The organism is Kitasatospora purpeofusca (assembly GCF_000718025.1).
Classification (GTDB): domain Bacteria; phylum Actinomycetota; class Actinomycetes; order Streptomycetales; family Streptomycetaceae; genus Kitasatospora; species Kitasatospora purpeofusca.
In genome coordinates, this window is sequence record NZ_JODS01000031.1 from 155,328 (window position 1) to 170,447 (window position 15,120).

Below are 15,120 nucleotides of genomic sequence, written 5' to 3' on the forward strand. Positions count from 1 at the left end.
CATGTGCCCACCCGTGAACAGCCCGGCGAGAGAACCCAATAACCGTCACGGCAAGCACCGTTGCGGTAATAGTGTCTCCGTACCTTGATCTTCGAATCTTCGAACGAATTCAAGAGCCCGGGCATTCACACGGAGGACACCATGACGGCAAGCGCACCCAGTTGGAGTTCGGACGCCGTGCTGCGGCGGCTGCGCGGCACGGGCGTGGGGCTGATCGGCTCGGACGGTCCCGGCGCGGCCGCCGACCGTGCGATGGGACGGGCCCTGACCGGCTTCCTGGACCGGATCGCCGGGCGCGGCTCGGGGCCGGCGGTGGACGGAATCGTCGCGCTGCCGTTCCTGGTGCACGGGACGCACTCCGGCGACCCGGTGCCGGCCGAGCCGGCGGCGGTGGCGCACGTGCTGTGGTGGGTCTCGGCGCGCTACGTGGACGACCTGTCCGACGCCGGGCCCCGGTCGTCCGCCGCGGCCGACACGGGCAGTGCGGACCAGGATCTGCTCGCCGTGATCGGGATCGCCTGCCACCTGGCGGCCGAGGTGCTCGACGAGGGGTGCCGCGACGACCCGGAGCGGGCGCTGCGGCTGCGCCAGGAGCTGTCGCGCGCCTGGCACCGGGGGATAGCCGGGCAGCTCGTGGACCTCACGGCGACCGCGGCGACGGCGACCGCCGACGAGGTCATGGCCGGCTACCTGGGCAAGACCGGTGCCCCGTACGCGATGGCCGCGGCGATGGGTGCGGTGCTGGCCGGGTGCGACGGGGCGCGCGTGGACGCGTGGCGGGACTTCGGCGCGCGTTTCGGCGTGCTGCGGCAACTGGTCAACGACCAGCGGGACATCTCCTCGGGACGGTACGAGGACCTTCGCAACGGGACTGCCACCTTCATGGTGGTGCAGTACCTGCAGTCGCTGTCCGAGCCGGAGCGCACGGCGGCGGAGAAGCTGCTCGTCGGGTGCGCGGACTCCCCGGCGGCCCGGGAGGAGTTCGCGGCGCAGCTGACCGAGCCGAGCCGGCTGCGGGCATTCGCAGCGGTGGTCAGGCCGCTGATCGACGGGCTGCACACGAGTATCGACGAGGCCGGAGGGGTGGGCGAGTACGTCGCTGGGCTGCACGGCCTGGTCGATCAGACGGTGAACCTGTACCCGGAGTACCTGCTGGGTGCCCGGGACCGATAGCCGGGACCGGGGCGGCCGTAGGACCTGCCGGGCCGGAGCGTGGTCACCGCCCGCCCGACAGCGCCCCGTCGAGCTCGCGGCGGGAGGCGATCCCCAGCCTGACGAAGACCTTGCGCAGGTGCCACTCGACCGTCCGGGGGCTGATGAACAACTGGGCCCCGATCTCCGCGTTCGAGTGCCCGGCGACCACGAGCCGGGCGATCTGGGTCTCCTGCGGCGTCAGCGCCGGTGCGTCGACGGCCCGGCGGCGGACGGTCTCGCCGGTGGCGAGCAGTTCCCGCCGGGCCCGCTCCGCGAACGCCTCCATGCCCATCGCCGCGGTGGCCCCGTGCGCCGTCCGCAGCTCGGTACGGGCCTCGGCCCGCCGGTTGCGGCGGCGCAGCCACTCGCCGTACAGGAGCCGGGTCCGGGCCTCGAACACCCGGAGCCCGCCCCGGTCGTAGTGCTCGATCGCGTCCCGGTAGCGGTCCTCGGCGTGCTCCTCGGGACCGGTCAGGGCGTCGGCGACCGCCGCCGCGCCGCGTGCCCAGGGGGTGCCGGCCAGGCTCCGGTCGGCCAGCCGCTCCCGTGCCTCGCGCGCCTGTGCCTGCGCGTCGGGGCCGCCGACGCGGGTCGCCGCCTCGACCAGTTCCAGGCAGGTCCAGTGGTGCACGGCGAGGTCCTGGTACTCCAGGCCCCGCTGTGCGGCCTCCAGCGCGAGCGGATAGTTGCCCAGGCCGTTGTGGAGCACCGCCTGCGCGTACGCGGCCACGGCGATCGACCGGCCCAGACCGCGCCGCTCGCCCTCCCGTTCCAGCGTCTCCAGCGCCTCCAGGGCCGACCGCTCCCGCCCCCGACAGGCGCTGAGCAGCCCCGTCGCGGCCAGGCGCGTCGCCGCCCCCGTCGGCTCCTCGGTGTTCGCCCCCTCGGCCAGCAGGTCCCGGGCTTCGGAGAAGCGACCCGCGAGACCCAGCGCGGTCGCCCGGTGGGGGAGTGCCGTGGAGAGGACCGACAGGGCTCCCGTCGTCCGGGCGTACCGCACCGCCCGGTCCGTGACGTCCAGCCACGACGCCAGGTCGCCCAGCTCCCCGGCCGCGTCCACGGCCGGACCCAGGAGCGCCAGGACCGCCGGGTCCTCCCCGTCGGTGACGGCGCGCAGCGCCCGCGCCAGCAGGGGGAAGGCCCTGACCGGTCCGTCCTCGGTCCAGACGGCCAGGGCGTGCAGGAGCGCCCCGGCCGCCTCGTCGCCGGCCGCCTTGTCCCCGGGCGTCGCCGCACCGGCCGTCGCCGCCCCGGGCGGAAGCCCGCGGGCGGCCTCCGCCACCCGCCGCAGCCCGTCCCCGTCGAGCCGTCCGGCCCGGACGGCCGCGCCGAACGCCGCGAGGCAGGTCTCGCGCGCGGCGGCCGGGTCGAGCTCCCCGAGCGTCACCGCCGCCGCGAGCAGTGGCCGTATCGCACCCGGTCCGGGGTCGGTCAGGGCCGCGGCCCCCGCCCGCAGTCTGTCGGCCCCGGCCTGCTGCAACCGGTCCAGCGGCCCGAGTTCGGCGGCGGCGAGCAGGTCCGGGACCCGGTCCGCCGTGCCCGCCGCCAGATGTGCCGCGGCCGAGGCCAGCGCCCGCCGGGCCCGCTGCGCCGGGTCGGGGCTGAGCGCGGCGGCGCGCTCCAGGAACGAGGCGGCGGCCGCCCGGCCGCCGCGTGCCAGGGCCCGGTCCGCCGACCGCTCCAACGCGGCGGCGACCGGTTCGTTCGGGCCGACCGCCGCGTGGGCGAGGTGCCAGGCGCGGCGGTCGGGGTCGCGTTCGGCGTCGGTCGCGTCGGCGAGGGCGCCGTGCACCGCCCGCAGGTCCGCGGGCTCGGCGCTTCGCCAGACCGCCGAGCGCACCAGCGGGTGCCGGAACCGCACCGGGGCGCCCAGCTTGAGCAGTCCGGCGGCCTCGGCGGGCGCGGCGGCCTCGGGCCCGATGCCCAGCGGGCCGAGCGCGCGCCACAGCAGCAGCTCGTCGCCGACCGGCTCGACCGCCGCGAGCAGCAGCAGGGCACGGGTGTCGGCGGGCAGCGCGTCGACCCGCCGCCGGAACCCGTCCTCGACCCGGGTCGCCACGGGGGTGACGCCGTGTCCGCCGAAGCCGAAGGCCAGTTCCGCCGCCGACAGCCCCTGCGGCAGTTCGAGCAGGGCGAGCGGGTTCCCGCCGGTCTCGGCGACGATCCGGTCCCGCACCCGAGGGTCCACCGGACCGGGCAGCACCGAGCCGAGCAGGGTCCGGGCGTCCGGGTCGGCCAGCCCCCGCAGCGGCAGGCCCGGCAGATCGGCGAGCTCGCCCTCCCCGTCGGCGAGCCGCTCGGCGAAGACCAGCGCCACCGATTCGGCGCCCAGCCGCCGCCCGACGAACCCCAGGATCCGCAGCGACATCAGGTCCAGCCACTGCGCGTCGTCGACCAGGCACACCAGCGGGCTCCCGGCCGCCGCCTCGGCGAACAGTCCGAGCACCGCCATCCCGACCAGCAGCAGCTCGGGCGCGTGCCCGCCGCTCAGGCCGAACGCCACCCGCAGCGCGTCCTGCTGGACCGGCGGCAGCCCGTCCAGGTGCGTCAGCAGCGGGGCGCAGAGCCGCTGCAGGCCCGAGTACGCGAACTCCGACTCGGCCTCGACGCCCTCCGTGCGGACCACCCGCATCCCCGCCGCCCCGGCGGCCACGTGGTCGAGCAGCACGGACTTGCCGATCCCCGCCTCACCGCGCAGCACCACCACCCGGCTCCGCCCGTCGCGCACCTCGCGCAGCAGCCGCTCCAGCGTCTCCGCCTCCCGCTGCCGCCCGAGCAACCGGCGCGTCGCGTCCTGCTCCATCACGCATCCTCCGCCGCGTATCCCCTGGCAGAGCCCCTTCCCCAGGAGCCTCGCCCCCATCCTACGAACCCGCGCGGGGCCCGGCCCGGCCCGGTGGGCGGCCGACCCCGCGCGCGGGAACGTCAGGGTGTGCCGACGGTTCCCGCGCCCGCGCCGCCGCGCCGCAGCCGGAGCGCCTCGGCGTCGCGGAGCCCGGCGGTGGCCCGGTGACGTTCGGCCTCGGTGAGGTCGAGCGCGTTCAGCCGACGGCGCCACTCGTCGACACTGTCGGTCTCCTCCATCGCGGTGGCGAGCTCGACCAGGGTGGCAAGCGTCCGGGCGACCTCCAACGGCGCGGCGGTGTCCCCGTGCCGGCGCAGGGCCGTGACCAGGACCCGCAGCGCGGCACGGTCGTCGTTCTTGAACTCGCTGAGGACGCGGGCGTTGTCGAGCGCCTTGGCCAGTCCGGTGAGGTCCTTCGAGCCGCCGTACTCCAGTTCCGCGGGCTCGTCCCGCTGGATGAAGATGATCGAGTTCCCGGACGGGTCGACGAGGGTGAAGCGGCTGGCCCCCGGCCTGAACCGGGTGATGCGCGGCCGGCCGGTGGACAGCGTCCGCCCGTAGGCGGCGCGCAGGGCCCGGGTGAACTCGGCGTGGTACGGCGCGACTTCGTCCACCAGGACCAGGCAGGCCCCGCCGTCCTCGTGGCTCGGCTCCAGGTTCTTGGGCGGAGTCCCGAAGTGCAGCGCGAACCCGCTCCACTCCAGTGCCAGGTAGACGTAGGGCCGGGTCTGCTTGTAGGTGACCTCGAACCCGAGCGCCTGGTAGAACTCCAGCGTCTCGTCGACCGACACGCACGGCAGCACCGGCACCGTGGTCTCGTTCGCGCGCACCGTCGGTCCTGTCATCCTCGCCACCTCTTCGCCTCCCGCTCGGACCCGAGCCTCGGGCCCGGAGCTCGGACCCGAATCTCCGAGCCTGCCGCAGAACCCGCCCCGGCGCCCATGAGTTGTCCCGCGAGGCTGCGGCCGCAACGGCGTCCCGCCCGATGCCGGACCGGCCCGGCACGCCGTGTGCCGGGCCGGTCCGGGGTCGGGGCCCCGGAGGTCAGCCGCGGGGGACGGCCTTGGTCCACCAGCCGCCCCAGTTGCCGCCGGCGTCCCGGTCGCGGAAGAGGTCCGCGCCGATGGTGAAGGAGCGCGAGCCGATGCTGAAGGCGTTGCCCTTCTTGTTCACGATCTTGACCTTGTTGGCGAAGTCGTGGTCGCCGCCCAGGGACATCCACGCGGCCTGCGCGCCCTTCGGCGGGAACCAGGTCGTCCACACGTTGAAGTCGGTGCCGATCACGAACAGCTGCTTGGTGCCGTCGGAGAGGGTGACGTAGGTCTTGCCGTCGCCGTAGTCGCCGCCGCAGAAGAAGGTGCCGCCGCTCGCGTTGCAGGTTTTGGGCCGGGGCGCCGGCTGGGCCTGGCCCCGGTCGTCGCCCTGGCTCTGGGCGAGGGCGGGGGACGAGGCCAGTCCGAGGGTGGCCACGGCGGCGAGGGCCACGACGGCGGTCCTGATCCTGTTCATCACTGCTCCTGGGGAGTGCTGGTGCTGCACGGGAGGTGCGGGCCGGTGCGGCCCGCGGCCAGCCTCGGCCAGCTCTTGACGGAGCGTCAACGAAATTCGGGGCCGGTGCCCCCGGCGCTGGTCGGCGCTGCCTCTGTGGGCAGGAACCGCCGGAACGGTGAACCGCGCGGCGGCCGCGGCGGGGCGGGGCGCGATCCGGGGCGGTTCGCGCCCACGCGTGCTCCGGGAGCCGCTGCCCGCGCTCTCGTCCGTACAAGAACCATTGCCGCACCCTGAAGGCGGATGCCACCGGATCCCGGCACCGGAACAAAGGGGAAGAACGTGACCACTCCCGCCCCGTCCCGCATCACTCTCGTGAACGGCAGCTTCGAGCAGCCCGCCGTCGCCGCGGGCAGCAACGCGCTGCTGCCCGACGCCTCCCAGACCCAGAGCCCGAACCGCGTCCCGGGCTGGCTGACCACCGCCACCGACCACCTCATCGAGCTCTGGCACGACGGCTTCAACGGCGTCCCCTCCGCCGACGGCGCCCAGTTCGCCGAGCTCAACGCCAACCAGGTCTCCACCCTCTACCAGGACCTGCCCACCACCCCGGGCGCCACGCTGTACTGGCGGCTCTACCACCGGGGGCGGCTCGGCCAGGACACCATGGCCCTGGACATCGGCCGGCCCGCCGCGGTCGTCCAGCAGCGCCAGTTCACCGACGGCACCACCGCCTGGGGCTTCTACTCCGGCACCTACACCGTGCCGGCCGGGCAGACCGTCACCCGCTTCGCCTTCCGCTCGGTCGCCTCCGCCGGCGGCAACCAGTCGGTGGGGAACTTCCTCGACGGCATCTTCTTCGGCACCGCCCCCGCCGTCACCCTCACCAAGTCCGCGATCCCCGACGGTCCCCTCCAGGTGGGCGACACCATCACCTACCGGATCGTCGCCAGGAACGAGGGCGGTGGCAACGCCGAGGCCCTCGTCCTGACCGACACCGTCCCGGACGGCACCACCTACCTGCCCGGGACCCTGCGCATCGTCAACGGCCCCAACGCCGGGGCGAAGACCGACCGGCCGGGTGACGACCAGGCCTCCTACGACCCGGTGGCCAACCGGGTGACGTTCAACCTCGGCAACGGCGCCACCGCCGGGCACGGCGGCAGCCTGCCCAACACCGACACCCTGCCGAACGGCACCACGGTGGAGTACCGGGTCACCATCGACGAGGACAGCGCCGGCGGGCACCTCACCAACACCGCCACCGCCACCTACGAGAACCGGCTCGGCGCCACCCCCGAACCCCTCACCGCCACCTCCGGCCCCGCCGACACCGAGGTCCTCCCGGCGGCCGACCTGAGCGTCGCCAAGTCCGCCGACGAGACCACCGTCACCGTCGGCCAGACCGTCACCTACCGGGTCACCGTCCGCAACGCCGGACCCAACACGGCCACCGGCGTCACGGTCACCGACCCCCTCCCGGCCGGCCTGGCCTTCCTCTCCGCCGAGACGGGAAGCGGCAGTTACGCCCCCGGCACCGGCGTGTGGAGCGTCGGGACGCTGGCCGCGGGCGCCTCCGCCACCCTCACCCTCCGGGCCAAGGCCACCGCCCCGGGCGCCGTCACCAACACCGCGACGGCGCACGCCACCGAGACCGACCTCCACCGCGCCGACAACACCGACTCCGTCACCGTCTGCGTCAAGCCCGCCCCCGCCTGCCCGCCCCCCGGCTGCGGCCCCTGCTGACCCGGCCGACCCGCTGTCCGGCCCCGGCCCGTCCGAGCCGGGGCCGGACCCGCGAACCCCGCCTCAGCGCAGGATGTCGATCACTGCAGGATGTTGATCGCGCGGGCGATCACCAGCGTCGCCACGATCAGGGAGGTCGCGGCCTCGACCATCATCAGCAGCTTGGCCCACCGCCTGATCGCGGAGACATCGGTCGGGCTGAACGCGGTCGCGGTCCAGAAGGACAGCGACAGGTAGTCGGCGAAGACCGGCACCCAGCCGGTCGGTGCGTACGCCGTGTGCTGCATCTCGGGGAACACGAACGCCGGTCCGGTGGCGGGCCGGTGGGCACGGGCCGCGGCGCCACCGCGGTCCAGGTCCCAGTACCAGAGCGCGAAGGCGATCACGTTCGTCACCCAGGTCACGCCACCGGTCGCCAGCAGGCCGGTGGCGTTGTCGGCGAACAGCTTGTTGTCGGTCAGGATGTCCGACACCAGGTGGATCCCGGCGTACAGGTTCGAGGCGGTGATGAAGGCGATCACGGTCTCGGTGACCACCCGCAGCCAGGCCTTCTGCCGGTCGATCCGCCCCGGATCGCCGACGACCAGCACCACCAGCAGGGTGAACAGCACCACCGGCACCACCCACACCGGGTCCACCCGGTACGACGCGGGCAGCGCCACGTGCAGCAGCCCGGCACTCACCACCGCCACCGACACCGGCCACCAGTGCTCCCCCCGCACAGCGGCCCCACCTGGTCCCACCGACGACGGACCGACCGGACCGGGGCTTGCGCGCATGCCTCATTCTGACCCCGCCGGTGGACGCCCCCCACCCGATCCACCGCGCGACACGCGGCGGGCCCGCACCATCGGCAGAACCGGAGGTGGAAGCGGCCGGTCGGTGCGGGACCCAGCCTCCTCGGCCGGCTCGAACAGGCTGAGGGTCATCTCCCGTGTGCGGCGGCCGGCGCGCAGGCGGTGCGCCGCATCCCGGGGAGGACGAACGCCGGTTCCGTGGCGGGGCGGTGGACGCCGGCTCCGGTCACCCGGTGGCGCGCAGGGTCGAGAGCGGGTACCGCAGGGTTTCCGGGACGGCAGTGTCGATGGCGGCGAGGGCGGGGCCGAGTCCGGCGAAGAGCTCGGGGGTCACCGGGACGAAGCAGTTTCCGAGGCCGTGCAGGATGCGGCCGCCGTCGTGGACCTCGACACCCACCACCTCGGTGTACGGGAAGCCGTGGACCTGGCCCTCCTCGTCCTGCCACCACGCGCCGTCGGCGTTCACCACGAGGCGGACCTTACGGGCCGCGCCGAACCGTGCCCGGGCGAGCAGCGGCGGCCGGTACTGCGGCCCGGCGGGCAGCGCGGTGCGCTCGGAGCAGTCGGCGGCGGGCAAGGCCGAGCGGTCGGGCCGGCCGAGTGTCAGCTGCTCCACCTGGTGGGGCACGAGCAGCAGCGCCGTCTCCATCGCCGCCGCGAAAGCCTCCCGCACCTGCGCCGGGGTCACCTCGGCCTGCTGCGCGAGCTTGGTCGCGGCGTCCAGATGGGTCTCGTCGAGCAGCAGGTCCGCCGCGCGCTCGGCAACCTCCATGTCGAGCGTGCGGGGGTCGGTCAGGAACTCCCGGGCGGCCTGCCGCTCCTCGGCCAGTTCGGCCTCGGTGGGCTCCTCCTCGGCGAGGCGCAGTGCCTCCTGCCAGAGCAGTTCGGCGACGCGCTTCTCCTGGCCCTCGCGGACGTCCAACTGGACGCTGCGCTCGCCGCGGCCGGGGCCGACGTATACGGCGGTGCCGCCGACGTCGTAGCTCAGGCCGTGCTCGTGGCGGACGGTGTCGGTCAGGCGCTGGGAGAGGACGTGGGTGGCGAGCAGCATCGCCTGGTCGTTGAGGTCGCAGGAGAGCAGCAGACCGGGACCGGGAACGTCGGCCCGGTGCCAGGACGGGTCGGTGCGGCGCGGGGCCGGGTGCGGCGCGCGGGCGGTGCGGGCGCCGGGGGGCAGCGGGAGGCGCAGGCCCTGCGGCGGAGGGCCGGTCAGGGCGAGGACGGCGTTGCCGGCGTGGAAGTGGCGGGCGACGGTCTCCCGGACAGCGTCGAGCGGGATCCGGTCCGCGCCGGGTCCGCCGAAGGAGGCCAGCCCGAGGCCCTGGGTGCCGTAACGGATCGACAGCAGTTCGCCGGTGACCGGGTCGGCCACGCCGCTGCCCTCGGCGGCGAGCACTCCGGCCTCCTTCTCGATCCGCTCCAGGGGCAGTTCGGTGAGGGCGGTGCAGACGCGGGCGAGGAAGTCGACGACCTGTTCCGGGCGGCCGGTGCAGGTGAAGTCGGTGATCGAGAGGCTGACGGAGGCATTGTGCTCGAAGTGCAGCCGGGGGAGCGTGCTCATCGCCAGGTGCTCGACCAGGTGCGTCACCCCGAGGGTGCGGAAGGTCTCGTCCTGGACCCCGCAGCCGAACATCAGGGTGGCTTCGAGCGGGCCGGGCGTCTCGGTCCAGATGACGGGGACGCCGTCGATGACATCGTGGTGCATCGGATGATCATACATTCATCGCTTTGTCGACCTTGAACACCGATGCAGGAGCGACGTCGCCCTGTCGGAGGTGATCGCTAGGCTGCCGGAGCGGCCGGACGATCACTGCCCGGCCGCCGAACAGCACGGGGGAGTGGCGGGTCATGGTCGGGGAGATCGGTGCGCAGGGTTACGTCGCGCGGCTGGAGGACGCGAAGCTCGTCTTCCGCAACGAACGCGGGCGGGTCCTGAAGAAGGTGCCGCCCGCGCTGGCGGGACATCCCGGCCTGTCAGGGCTGGTCGCGCTCGCCGCCGGTGCCGAGGCGCACCGCAGGAGGTGCGAGCAGGAAGCCGAACGGCTGGTCCGCGAGGGCGTCGCGGTGCCGGACCGGGCGGTGGACCTGCTCTCGGCGGACGCCGCCTGGGCGGAGGCCCTGGCGCGGGCCGGACTCAATCCCTCCGTAGGGGAGCCCGAGGGCGACAGCGGGCTGCTCGCCCGCCGCTACCGGCACTCCGCCCTGCCCGACGCGGAGCGCGTACTGCTCACCACCGTCGACGCCGCACGCCACCGCGACCGCCTGATGGCGCACCAGGGCTGGGAGCCGGTCGGCGCCCTGGCGGCGACCGGGCTGCCGGCCGACGCGGCGATGCCGTTCCCCGAGTCCGCGCTCGCCGGGCATCCTGCCCGCGAGCAGGAGGTGCTGCGGTACGTCGAGCGCCTGGAGGAGGCCACCTCGGCGTGGCGGGTGTGGGTGAAGCGCGACGTCGACGCCGTACTGAAGGCGATCGCCGCCGCCGAGCCGGCGCTCTCGCGCTGCTTCCTGGACGGCGTCGCCGACCTGTGCCTGCGCCACGGCGGGGAGCGGGCCGACGCGGCGGCGTGGTTCGCCCGCGCGAGGACGGCGGAGCGCACCGCGGGCGAGCAGGTCGACCAGGAGTGGCTGGACGCCCGCTACGCCGCCGCGGACGCGGCCGGCGCACTCACGGAGACGGCGCTGCGCGAACGCCTCCGGCAGGTCACCGCGCGCGGCGCCGACCGCGACGCGGCCCGCCGCACGCTCGCCCTGCTCGGCGACCGCACGCTCCGCGAGGGCCCCCGCCCCGGACTCGCCACCGACCTCGTGCGCACCGCCCGCGCCGCGGGCCTCGACCCGGCCCGCGAGCTCGCCCGACTGGCCGGCCGGCTGCTGCCGGCCCGCGACCTGTGGCACACGGCCGCCCGCGAGTTCTGGGCCGCGCTGCTCGCCGACCCCGCCTGGGAACTGGTCCTGGCCGAACGTCCGCACCTCGCCCGGGAGGTGGTCGCGGCGGGGCCGCAGCCCGGGATGCCGGACGCGGACCTGACCCTCGACTACCTGGAGCGGACCGGCGCGCTGGCGCACCTCACCGCCGCCTCCGCCGACGCGGGCGGCGCCGCACCCGGCACCGCCGCCGACTGGCTGCGCGCCCTCGTCCTCCTGGCCGACCGCTCGCCCCGCTCGGGGGCCAGGCCGGTCGTGCACCGGATCGCCGCGCTGCTGGCGCCCCGGATCGCGGCCGACGGCGTGCCCATCGATCTGCCGTACCCGAGCCGGTGGGACCGGCGGGTGTCGGGGAGCCCGGTCCTGCGGCTGGGTGTGCTGGACCTGCTGCTGGCCGCGGGCGTGCCGGTGGCCGACCCGCCGCCGCGGCTCGCCGACCCGCACCTCTACCGCGTCGAGACCGCGCCGCGCCCCGGGCTGTCCTCGCTGTGCGCCGATCCGAGGTTCGCCCGCGAGCTGCGGGCCCTGCTGCGGGCCGAGTTCGAGCTGACCAACGGCGGCGACGCGGACAACCTCTGGTACCAGCCGCACGACCCCAAGGGGTGGGCGAAGGTCCCCACCCTGGTGGACACCGAACCGGGACGCGCCGTGCTGGCGCAGTGGTGCGACGAGGAACTCGCCGAGCTGCCGGTGCTCGACCTGGACGGGGCAGCGCTGACGCTCGCCCGCTTCCAGCACATCGGCGCCGCCGCCGTACTGCTCGCCGACCCGGACCGGGCCCGGCGGCTGGCCGCCGTCGACGTCGCGGCCCTGCTGCTCGACGCGGTGCGGGCCGAGGCCCCGGAGCCCGCGCTCGACCGGGCGGGCGCCGAGCTGCTGCTCGGCGCGGTCGAGGCGCGCTCCGTGTTCCGCGACGCCGCCGCCGGCCCGGTGCGCCAACGGATCGGGCGGCTCCTGGGGATCGAGGAGGAGCGGGTCGGCCGCGAGTTCGCCCGCCTGGTGCAGATCGCCGCGAACTGCCGGGACGGACTGGCGCACCTGGTGCCGCTGCTCACCCCCGCAGCCGCGGTGCCCGCCGACCCTCCCACTCCCGCTCCTCCCGCGCCGGCCGACCCTCCCGCCGACCCGGCCTCCGCCCCCGCCACCCCGGCACGGGTGCGTGTCGGCCGCCTGCTGCGTGAGGCGGCCACGAGCAGTCCCCTCTGGGGCGGCGACCTCGACCGTCCCAGCACGATCGTCCCCGGCGTGTCCGCCGCCTTCCCCTACCTGGTCGTCGACTGGCAGACCGAGCTGCTCCGCGGTGACGCCACGAGCCCCGGGCGGCTGCGCGAGTACGCCGACCTGCCGTTCGTGGCGGAGCGGGGCCCGGGCCGCTGGCGCACCGTCAACGTCGCGCGCCCGGACCGCCGGCCCACCCCGCCGGCAGGCCACCTCTTCCGGACCGCGCTGTCGACCACGCTGGTCCTCCACAGCAGCTTCCACCAGGCCGTGCTGCTGGAGTACGCCCCCGGCGGCACCTTCCCCGAGGACGGTCCGGCGGCCGCCGCCGGCTGCGAGGTCCGTACCGGCGTTGATCTGGCCCAGCAGATCGACCCCGACCTGCTGCACGCCTATCTGGAGCTGTTCGCCGAGCGCGGCCCGCTGCCCACCCACCCCGGAACGGTCGAGCGCCTGGCCGAACGGCTCGCCCTGACCCCGGCCGAGGCGGGCGCCCTGCTCGCCGTCCGCACCCACCACCGGGACTCCCGGAGCGCCGCCGAGAAGGAGATCGTCCGACGGATCGGGGCCGACGCCGTCCGGGAGTTCCGCACCCGGCTGGTGCCCACCGAGCCGGAGCGCCTGTGGACGCACGGGCCGGACGTCGACCGCGCGGTGGCCTGGTGGCACGAGCGGTACGGCGCGCCGCCGGTCGAGGCCGAGCTTCTCGCCCTGGCCCGGCGCGAGATCCGCTTCCCCACCGGCGAATGGGCACCGACGGGCCCCGGACCGGCCGTCGACCCGGTCCCGCCGGGCCTGCGCAGGCGCTGCCGCCGCCCGGAGGCCCTGCTCGCCGCCGCCCTCGCAACCAACGGCGGTCCCGACAGCGATTCCGACCGCGACCCCGACCCCGACTTCGCACCCGCGCCGTACGCCTCGCCGTACGCGATGGCCTGGCTCGCCTACCGCACGCCCGCCGGCCACCCGCTGCGCCCCGCACTCGCTGCGGCCGCACTGCGCGTCACCTCCGAGCACACCTCCGACCGGGCAGAACCCCGAGCAGCGTGGCGGCTCTTCTCCGTCGACCGCCGCAGCGCCACCGGCAGGCCGTCACCCCCGCCGGCCGACCTGCCCGGCGTGGAGGTGGTGGACGAACCGGCCACCGGCCAGTGGCACGTCCTGGTCCGCCCCGGCCTGCTCACGGGCGCCGACGACCCGGTCCTGGACGCGCTCGACGACTACTACGACCGGCTGAAGCCCTCACAGGCCCGGCCGGCCGGCTCCGGCCTGCCCGCCCTCGCCGATCTGCGCATCCTGCTGTCCGGCGACCTGGCTGCCCTCGGCCACCACCTCGCCGCCGACGCCCACCGCACCCCCGGCTGGGAACAGGACCCGCGCCGCAGCGCGCCGGACGTCGTCGCCGCCTGCGCGAGCGCCCTCGACCTGCCCACGGACGCCGCCGCGCTCTACCTGATGCTGCTCGCCCTGCCCGACCCCACCGACCGCCAGGTCCGCCGGTGGACGGGCTGGACCCCGGCCACGCTGAAGGCCGCCCAGCAGCGGCTGTGCGCCACCGGCCTGGTGCTCACCGCCCGTCGCCCCCGCGCCGGCCGCACCCTCTTCCTCCCCGGCCCCTGGCTGGACCTGAAAGCCCCCCGACTCCCCGTCGAGACCGCGAAACTCGCCCACCTCACCCTCGCCCCCGAACGCGCCGGCACCGCCCACGCCGTCCTCGTCCCCACCGGCCCCCTTCCCACCCTCTTCGCCACCGCCTGGCGCACCGCCCACCCCTGACAGTGCCTCGCGCGGCTCCGACGCCGCCCGACCGTCGCCGACTCCGTAGCGAGCTCGCGGTGGCACGGGCGCGTCGGAAACCCGTCGAATGATGGGTGGGTTTCGTGAAAGTGTTCTCCTGTTGATCCACCCGACCGGAGACCTTTGTGACGATCCGCCGTACCACCCTGACCGCCGCCGCCACGCTGCTCGCCCTCTCCGCAGTCGCCGCCTGCAATGACGGAGACGCGCAGTCCGCGCCGACGGCCGCCGGCGCCCCGGCCACCGCGAGCCCCACCACGAGCGCGACGCCCACCGCGACCGCGAGCGCCACGCCGACACCTGTCCCGACCCCGACCCCGACGTCGACGCCTACCCCGACGCCGACCGCGTCCGCGACTCCCACCGGCGCCCCGGTCGACGCCACGGGGGCGTTCGACCCCGCCGTCGCCCTGGCCAACGCCGACCGGACGCCGTACGCCGCCACCGAGACCATGAAGACCACCGCGACGGCGGGCGGCCAGGTGGGATCCGTGCTCGCCGGTACCGGCCGGGTCAACTACAACACGCCGACCCGTGAGGGCCGGACCGAGACGAAGATGACGCTCGCCGACAGCGACGAGCCGGCCCTCTGGATGGAGACGGTCAACACCGGCACGACGATCTTCATGCGTGACAGGACCAAGCCGGGCAGCGCCTGGCGCGCCGAGGAGCGCGGCGACAAGGCCCGGGCCGACGACCTGACCGTCTACGTCAAGGCCCTCGTCGAGGCCGGTCCTGCGGCCCGCAAGGGCATGGAGCAGAAGAACGGCGTCCCCGCCTACCACCTCGGCGCTCGCCTGACGGCAGCCCAGGTCAAGGCCATCGACCCCACGGAGTACCAGAAGATGGTCGAGAAGGGCGTCGACGGCGGCAAGCAGATCGACGTCTGGATCGACCGGGCCGGCCGCGTCCTGGCCCAGACGCAGTCCATGAAGATGACCACCGGTGGCACGGCCGTCACCAGCACCATCGCGTTGACCTACACCGACTTCGGCCCTCGCGAGACCTTCAGCGCGCCGACCACCGCTGCCGCCGGCTGATCCCTCCCGGCCGGCGCGCTCCCGTCGATGCCGACGGCCCGTCCGCCCCCGGAAACCGCCGGGGGCGGACGGG

Annotated in this window: 9 protein-coding genes; 4 read left to right on the forward strand and 5 right to left on the reverse strand. The window is 75.3% G+C overall.

The window, feature by feature from the left end; all coding sequences use genetic code 11:
* Positions 1 to 141: 141 nt before the first annotated feature.
* Complete coding sequence (locus IF01_RS44530; protein ID WP_078880513.1) at positions 142 to 1,173, forward strand: polyprenyl synthetase family protein; 1,032 nt, start codon at positions 142 to 144, stop codon at positions 1,171 to 1,173.
* A gap of 43 nt (positions 1,174 to 1,216) precedes the next feature.
* Here IF01_RS44530 and IF01_RS0133055 read toward each other — a convergent pair whose 3' ends face one another.
* The 3 genes from IF01_RS0133055 to IF01_RS0133065 all read right to left on the reverse strand — a co-directional run bounded on the left by IF01_RS0133055 (position 1,217) and on the right by IF01_RS0133065 (position 5,548).
* On the reverse strand, positions 1,217 to 3,997 hold the full coding sequence (locus IF01_RS0133055; protein ID WP_030397290.1) for a helix-turn-helix transcriptional regulator: 2,781 nt from the start codon (positions 3,995 to 3,997) through the stop codon (positions 1,217 to 1,219).
* Between the two features lie 122 nt (positions 3,998 to 4,119).
* Positions 4,120 to 4,884 (reverse strand): DUF8817 family protein, encoded by a 765-nt coding sequence (locus tag IF01_RS0133060; RefSeq protein WP_051756678.1) that lies wholly within the window; start codon positions 4,882 to 4,884, stop codon positions 4,120 to 4,122.
* A 199-nt stretch (positions 4,885 to 5,083) separates the two neighbouring features.
* Positions 5,084 to 5,548, reverse strand: a complete 465-nt coding sequence (locus IF01_RS0133065; RefSeq protein WP_030397292.1) for a hypothetical protein — start codon at positions 5,546 to 5,548, stop codon at positions 5,084 to 5,086.
* Positions 5,549 to 5,869: 321 nt separating this feature from the next.
* On the opposite strand from IF01_RS0133065, the gene IF01_RS0133070 reads away from it, so the two are divergent.
* On the forward strand, positions 5,870 to 7,273 hold the full coding sequence (locus IF01_RS0133070; protein ID WP_030397293.1) for a CLIPPER-2 domain-containing protein: 1,404 nt from the start codon (positions 5,870 to 5,872) through the stop codon (positions 7,271 to 7,273).
* Positions 7,274 to 7,353: 80 nt separating this feature from the next.
* Here the strand turns inward: IF01_RS0133070 and IF01_RS0133075 are convergent, their stop codons facing one another.
* Positions 7,354 to 7,995 carry a hypothetical protein gene (locus IF01_RS0133075; RefSeq protein ID WP_051756679.1) on the reverse strand — a complete coding sequence of 214 codons (642 nt, stop codon included), beginning with the start codon at positions 7,993 to 7,995 and terminating at the stop codon, positions 7,354 to 7,356.
* A 301-nt stretch (positions 7,996 to 8,296) separates the two neighbouring features.
* Positions 8,297 to 9,775, reverse strand: coding sequence for an insulinase family protein (locus tag IF01_RS44535; RefSeq protein ID WP_030397295.1), 1,479 nt, complete (start codon positions 9,773 to 9,775; stop codon positions 8,297 to 8,299).
* 143 nt (positions 9,776 to 9,918) lie between these two features.
* Here IF01_RS44535 and IF01_RS0133085 point away from each other — a divergent pair, with 143 nt between their 5' ends.
* Both IF01_RS0133085 and IF01_RS47090 read left to right on the forward strand, forming a co-directional pair.
* Positions 9,919 to 13,986, forward strand: coding sequence for an NAD-glutamate dehydrogenase (locus tag IF01_RS0133085; RefSeq protein WP_030397296.1), 4,068 nt, complete (start codon positions 9,919 to 9,921; stop codon positions 13,984 to 13,986).
* Between the two features lie 146 nt (positions 13,987 to 14,132).
* Positions 14,133 to 15,047 carry a LolA-like protein gene (locus IF01_RS47090; RefSeq protein ID WP_030397297.1) on the forward strand — a complete coding sequence of 305 codons (915 nt, stop codon included), beginning with the start codon at positions 14,133 to 14,135 and terminating at the stop codon, positions 15,045 to 15,047.
* Positions 15,048 to 15,120: the final 73 nt, after the last annotated feature.